Source organism: Actinophytocola sp. (genome assembly GCF_036555685.1).
GTDB lineage: Bacteria > Actinomycetota > Actinomycetes > Mycobacteriales > Pseudonocardiaceae > Actinophytocola.
Map to the genome: position 1 here is coordinate 1 of NZ_DATBKY010000112.1, position 6,614 is coordinate 6,614.

Here is a 6,614-nt window from a genome sequence, read left to right on the forward strand (position 1 = left end):
GCCACCAGCGGGTAGGTGATCACCGCGGCGGCCAGCAGCCCGACCAGCACCAGCAGCGGCGCGACGAGCTTTGGCGCCACCCTGATCGTCTTGAGGGACAGCGTCGGGATGCGGCTGATCAGCAGCGCCGCGACCGCGACCGTCCACACCATCACCAACGGCACCGACGACCACCAGCCGTCGTGGCCGATCTGCACCGTCAGGATCAGCGGCAGCAGCGCGAGCAGCCCGCCGGCCGGCGCCGGCACGCCGACGAAGAACTCCTTGGCGTACGGCGGTTGTTCGGTGTCGTCGAGCAGCGTGTTGAACCGTGCGAGCCGCAGGATGATGCAGACCGCGAACACCAGCGCGACGACCCAGCCGAGCCGGTTGCCCTCGAACTTCCAGATGTAGAGCACGAGCGCGGGGGAGACGCCGAACGAGATCGCGTCGGCCAGCGAGTCCAGCTCCGCACCCATCTTGCTGGTGGCGTCGAGCAGCCGGGCGATCCGGCCGTCGAGGCTGTCGAGCACGGCGGCCACCGCGATGGCCGCGATGGCCGCGAGGTAGTTGCCGGACAGGGCGAACTGCGCGGCGGACAGGCCCGCGCACATCGCGAGGACCGTGATGGCGTTCGGTAGCAGCCGCACGCCCGGCGACCGGGCGACCACTCAGCCCACCACCGGGAGCTCGGCGAGCACGGTCTCGCCGCCGATCGTGCGCTGACCGGGTTCGACCAGCACGCGAGCGTCGGTCGGCACGTAGACGTCGACGCGGGAGCCGAAGCGGATCAGCCCGTAGGTCTCGCCGGCGGCGACCTTGTCGCCGGCCGCGGCCTGGCAGACGATCCGCCGCGCGACCAGCCCGGCGATCTGCACCACGGCGACCTCCCGGCCCTCGGGCGTCGCGAGCAGCATCGAGTTGCGCTCGTTCTCCTCGCTCGCCTTGTCGAGGTCGGCGGAGAGGAACTTGCCGGGTTGGTACTCGACGCGGCGGACCTCGCCGGCCACGGGCACGCGCTGGACGTGCACGTCGAAGACGGAGAGGAAGACGCTGACCCGCAGCCACTCCCGGCCGGCGAGCCCGAGCTCCGGCGGCGGCGTCGCGAGCACGACCTGGGAGACGGTGCCGTCGGCGGCGGACACGACTACGCCGGAGCGGGCCGGCGTCACCCGCTTGGGCTCGCGGAAGAACCAGGCGACACCGCCGGTGAGCACCGCGCCCAGCAAGCCGAGCCGCCGGGAGAGGCGGCGCAGCACCAGGGTGGCGGCCGCCGCGCCGAACACGAACGGCCGGCCGGCCGGATGCATGGGCGGGATGACGCTCCTGGTCAACGCGATGATGTGGGCGAGCCTGCCGCCGCCTAGCGGCTCACGGGATTCGGTCATTGTGGCCGGACATTCCTCGCACGTGTGCGGTCGGTCGGACACGGACCACGCTACGCCCTGTGCAGAGGGTGATCATCGGCAGCCGAGTCGCTAGCACTCCGGCCGGCCGTGCATCCCCCGACGACATGCACCGCCGGCCGGTGGACCTACGGGCATCGGTGAGTGTACGACCGTGCGCGTGTGGTAAGCAATGGCGAACTGTGCGTGACCTGTCACCGACAGTCGCCGACGCCAGGCTGCCGTACCAGCACGATCGCGCCCGACGCGGCGGTTCGCCGGCTCAACGCAGGAGCAGGATCTCGACGTCGGCACCCGCCGGCACCTCGGTGACGTCCTCGGGCACCTCGATCAGGCAGTCCGACGCGGCGAACGACGCCAGCAGGTGCGACCCCGGCCCGCCGACGGGCGTCACCGACGACCCGTCCAGGCGCGCCCGCCGGTACTGCCGCTTGCCGGCCGGCGACCGGAGGTCCTCGGTGACCGCGGCCCGGGTGCGCGGTCGGTCGACCTCGGCGTGCCCCATCGCCGACAGCAGCGCGGGCCGCAGGAACAGCTCGAACGTCAGCGCCGTCGACACCGGGTTCCCGGGCAGCGAGACGACGGGCAGCTCGCCGAAGCGACCCGACCCCTGCGGACCGCCGGGCTGGATCGCGACCCGCATGAACTCCACGCCCCGGCCGGTCAGCGCGTCCTTCACGACCTCGTACGCGCCCGCGCTGACGCCGCCGGACGTGACCAGCACGTCGGCGTCCGGGTGCGCCTTGACCGCGGCGTGGAACTGCTCGACGTCGTCGGGCACGGCCCGCAGCACCGTCGCCGTGCCGCCGATCTCGCGCACGGCCGCGGCCAGCAGCACGCTGTTCGACTCGTAGATCTGCCCGTGCAGCAAGGGATTCCCGGGCACGACCAGCTCCGTGCCGGTCGAGAGCACCAGCACCCGGACCGGCCGGTACACCGGCAGCTCCGCCCGGCCGACAGCCGCCGCGAGGCTCAGCTGCGCCGCGCCCAGGACCGTCCCCGCGCGCAGCACGGTCGCGCCCTCGGCCACGTCCTCGCCCGCGCGCCGGATGTGCGTGCCCGGCTCGACCGGCGCGCGCACCGCCACACGCTCCACGCCGCCGTCGGTGTCCTCGACCTTCACGATCGCGTCCGCGCCCGGTGGTACCGGCGCGCCGGTCATGATCCGGTGCGCGGTGCTCGGCAGCAGCGGCACGATGTCCGTCCGCCCGGCCGGGATGTCCACGGGCACGGGGAGCGCGACCGCCGCGTGCCGCTCGGCGCCGGCGACGTCGGCCGCGCGGACCGCGTAGCCGTCCATCGCGGAGTTGTCGAACGGGGGCAGCGCGACCGGCGCCACGACATCCGCGCCGAGCACCCGGCCGAGACACTCGTCGGTCGGCAGCAGCACGACCGGCGCGGGCGGCACCAGCGACGCGATCCGGGCGCGGTAGTCGTCCACCGACAGCGAAGTGGTCACGCCCTGCATCCTGCACGACGGCGGCTGCCCGCGGGACCCGCGTGCCAGACTGCGCATGGCTCGTCGACCGACACGGCGACACGGCGACACGGCGACACGACGACACGACGACACGACGACGACACGGCGACACGACCGGAAGGGTGGCTCGTGCAGGTCCGGACTCGGCACACACCGGCGTTCGGCGTCGCCCGCTTGCTGCTGGCCCCGGGCGAGGCGGTGCAGGCGGACCTCGCGGCGATGCTCGCCACCAGCTACGGCGTGCTGATCGCGCCGGCCCGTGGCGGGTCGCGCGGCAAGGTCCGCCGGGCCGTGTTCACCGCGCCGGCCGAGGGCGGCTGGGTCGACGTGGCACCGGCCCTTCCCGGCGACGTCCACACGCTCCAGCTCGATGGCACGGCCGGCTGGTGCGTCGCCCGCAACAGCTGGCTCGCGGCCGCGGCGACCGTGCGGCCGGACCCGCAGTGGCCCGGCTTCCGCGACCTGTTCGGCGCGGACGTCGGCTTCCTCGAGCACGTCTCCGGCGACGGCGCCATCGTGCTCGCCTGCTGCGGCTCGCTCGACGTGCTGCCGCTGGAGGCCGGCGAGCTCCTCACCGTCGATCCCAGCTACCTGCTCGCCTACACCGCGCACACGCAGAGCCGGCTGCGCGCGGTCAGCCCGCAGCTGCCGCAGTCGGTGCGCTCCGGGGACGGGCTGCTGCTGGACTTCGCCGGACCGGGTCAGTTGCTCGTACAGACCCGCAACGCGCGCGCGATGGCCGCCTGGCTCGCGAGCAGCGGCGGCGGCCGGTAACGGCCAGGTTCCGGATCGAGACGAACCCTGCGCACGGCGGACAGGTCGAACGTTAGGCTCGTCCGAGGCGAGGGACGGGCGCAACGGCCCGGCCGAGCTGCGGGGCGCTCGGCCGGCGCGAACGTCCCCGACGAATGAATGGGATGTGTAGTGGCGGAGGACCTCACCGGGCGTCGCCTGGGGCACTACCGGATCGACGGTGTGCTCGGCAAGGGCGGCATGAGCGTGATGTACAAGGCCACGGACGTCCGCCTGGGCCGCAAGGTCGCGCTGAAGGTCATCGCCGAGCACCTGACCGAGGACCCCGAGTTCCGCGAGCGGTTCGTCGACGAGGCCCGCAACACCTCGGCCATCGACCACGCGAACGTCGTGCCGCTGTACGACTTCGGCGAGGTCGACGGGCTGCTCTACATCGCCATGCGGCTGGTCGACGGCTCCGACCTCGCCAGCCTGATCAAGACCGGGCCGCTCGAGCCCGACCGCGCGGTGGCGCTGCTCGGCCAGGTCGCCGAGGCGCTGGACAACCTGCACGAGCGCGGCCTCGTGCACCTCGACGTCAAGCCGGCCAACGTGCTCGTGACCAGCCGCGAGTCGGCCGCCGAGCACATCTACCTCGCCGACTTCGGGCTCACCCGCCGTGGCGCCACCGGACACCGCACGCGTGGCGGCGACTTCCTCGGCTCGCCGACCTACGCCGCCCCCGAGCACCTGCGCGGCGAGCCGGTCGACGGGCGCACCGACGAGTACTCGCTGGCCTGCGTGCTGTTCGCGTGCCTCGCCGGGCGGGCGCCGTTCAAGGGCGCGGTGCCGGACGTGATCCAGGGCCACCTCAACCGCGAGGTGCCCGCGCTGACCGACTACGCGTCGCTGCCGAAGGGCATCGACGGGGTCGTCCGCCGCGGCATGGCGAAGAGCCAGGGCGAGCGCTACAAGAACTGCCGCGAGCTGATCGCCGCCGCCCGCCAGGCGCTCGCCGCCCCGGTCGCGCCGGTCGGCCCGGCACTGCCCGGACCGCCGACCGGACCGCCCCTGCCGGCCGGACCCCGGCCGAGCACCAACGGTTCGACCGGTCAGCGGCCATTCCAGCCCCGGCCGCCCGCGCCGACGCCGCCGGGCGGGTACCCGCACCGGCTGCCGGCCGGCACGCACTCGTCGACGGCCGAGCCGGTGCGGCTGCGCCCGCCCTCGCCGATCGGGCCGAACACGTTCACCTCGACCGACTCCGGCGGCGGCAACCGCTGGATCGCGCCGGTGATCGTCGGGCTCGTGGCGATCGGGTTGATCGTCGCGGCGGTGCTGTTCTTCACCTCGTCCGACGAGGGCAGTGGTGGCGGCGGGAGCCAGCAGACCACGACGACCGAGCACTCGGTCCCGTCCGTCCGGGTCGGAAACGTTGGCGGGGGCTGACCTGTGCTTCTTGCACTCGCCCGGGTAGAGTGCTAAACACGTGCTAGCAGTCGGTTGTACCGAGTGCCAAGTACACACGAGGTCGGGACGGTGAGGCTGGCTCGCCAGCCGTCCGTCGCGGGCACCGAGCCTGGCCTAGCAATGTGACGTCCAAACGGAGGACTTACACCGCAATGGCCAAGTTGATCGCGTTCGACGAGGACGCCCGCCGCGGACTCGAGCGCGGCTTGAACACCCTCGCCGACGCCGTCAAGGTGACTCTCGGCCCCAGGGGCCGCAACGTCGTGCTCGAGAAGAAGTGGGGCGCGCCGACCATCACCAACGACGGTGTCTCCATCGCGAAGGAGATCGAGCTCGAGGACCCGTGGGAGAAGATCGGGGCCGAGCTCGTCAAGGAAGTTGCCAAGAAGACCGACGACGTCGCGGGTGACGGGACCACCACCGCGACCGTGCTCGCCCAGGCGCTCGTGCGCGAGGGCCTGCGCAACGTCGCCGCCGGCGCCGACCCGCTGTCGCTCAAGCGCGGCATCGAGCAGGCCGTCGAGGCGATCACCGAGCAGCTGCACAAGGCTGCCAAGGAGGTCGAGACCAAGGAGCAGATCGCTGCCACCGCCTCGATTTCCGCCGCTGACCGCACGATCGGCGAGCTGATCGCCGAGGCGCTCGACAAGGTCGGCAAGGAAGGCGTCGTCACCGTCGAGGAGAGCAACGCGCTCGGCATGGAGCTGGAGCTCACCGAGGGCATGCGCTTCGACAAGGGCTACCTGGCCGGTTACTTCGTGACCGACCCGGAGCGTCAGGAGGCCGTGCTGGAGGACCCCTACATCCTCCTGTTCGGCTCGAAGATCTCGGCCGTGAAGGACCTGCTCCCGGTGCTGGAGAAGGTCATGCAGGCCAGCAAGCCGCTGCTGATCATCGCCGAGGACGTCGAGGGCGAGGCCCTGGCGACCCTGGTGGTCAACAAGATCCGTGGCACGTTCAAGTCCGTCGCCGTCAAGGCGCCGGGCTTCGGCGACCGCCGCAAGGCGATCCTGCAGGACATCGCGATCCTCACCGGTGGCCAGGTCATCAGCGAGGACGTGGGCCTGAAGCTGGAGAACGCCGACATCTCGCTGCTCGGCCGCGCCCGCAAGGTCGTCGTCACCAAGGACGAGACGACGATCGTCGAGGGTGCCGGTGACGCGGACCAGATCCAGGGCCGCGTCAACCAGATCCGCGCCGAGATCGAGAAGAGCGACTCCGACTACGACCGGGAGAAGCTGCAGGAGCGCCTGGCCAAGCTGGCCGGCGGTGTTGCGGTGATCAAGGCCGGTGCCGCCACCGAGGTGGAGCTGAAGGAGCGCAAGCACCGCATCGAGGACGCGGTGCGCAACGCCAAGGCCGCCGTCGAGGAGGGCATCGTCGCCGGTGGTGGTGTGGCTCTGCTGCACGCCGCCGAGGAGGCCTTCGCCGGCCTGAAGCTGACCGGCGACGAGGCGACCGGTGCCAACATCGTCAAGGTGGCGGTCGAGGGTCCGCTCAAGCAGATCGCCGTGAACGCCGGCCACGAGGGCGGCGTCGTGGTGGAG

6 protein-coding genes are annotated in these 6,614 nt (G+C 72.3%); 3 read left to right on the forward strand and 3 right to left on the reverse strand.

Annotated elements, in window-relative coordinates:
• The 3 genes from pssA to moeA form a co-directional block, all read right to left on the reverse strand.
• Positions 1 to 593: CDP-diacylglycerol--serine O-phosphatidyltransferase (gene pssA / locus VH969_RS11965; RefSeq protein WP_331973778.1), on the reverse strand; the 593-nt coding region annotated here is incomplete at its 3' end.
• Between the two features lie 57 nt (positions 594 to 650).
• Positions 651 to 1,367, reverse strand: coding sequence for a phosphatidylserine decarboxylase (locus VH969_RS11970; protein ID WP_331973774.1), 717 nt, complete (start codon positions 1,365 to 1,367; stop codon positions 651 to 653).
• 280 nt (positions 1,368 to 1,647) lie between these two features.
• Entirely contained in the window at positions 1,648 to 2,853 is a 1,206-nt protein-coding gene (gene moeA, locus VH969_RS11975; RefSeq protein WP_331973779.1) for a molybdopterin molybdotransferase MoeA, read from the reverse strand.
• A gap of 141 nt (positions 2,854 to 2,994) precedes the next feature.
• Here moeA and VH969_RS11980 point away from each other — a divergent pair, with 141 nt between their 5' ends.
• From VH969_RS11980 to groL, 3 genes are all read left to right on the forward strand, one after another.
• A complete protein-coding gene (locus VH969_RS11980) occupies positions 2,995 to 3,639 on the forward strand; it encodes an AIM24 family protein (protein WP_331973775.1) in 645 nt (214 codons plus the stop codon).
• A 150-nt stretch (positions 3,640 to 3,789) separates the two neighbouring features.
• Positions 3,790 to 5,046 carry a serine/threonine-protein kinase gene (locus VH969_RS11985; RefSeq protein ID WP_331973776.1) on the forward strand — a complete coding sequence of 419 codons (1,257 nt, stop codon included), beginning with the start codon at positions 3,790 to 3,792 and terminating at the stop codon, positions 5,044 to 5,046.
• Positions 5,047 to 5,219: 173 nt separating this feature from the next.
• On the forward strand, positions 5,220 to 6,614 hold a 1,395-nt coding region (gene groL / locus VH969_RS11990), incomplete at its 3' end, for a chaperonin GroEL (protein WP_331973777.1).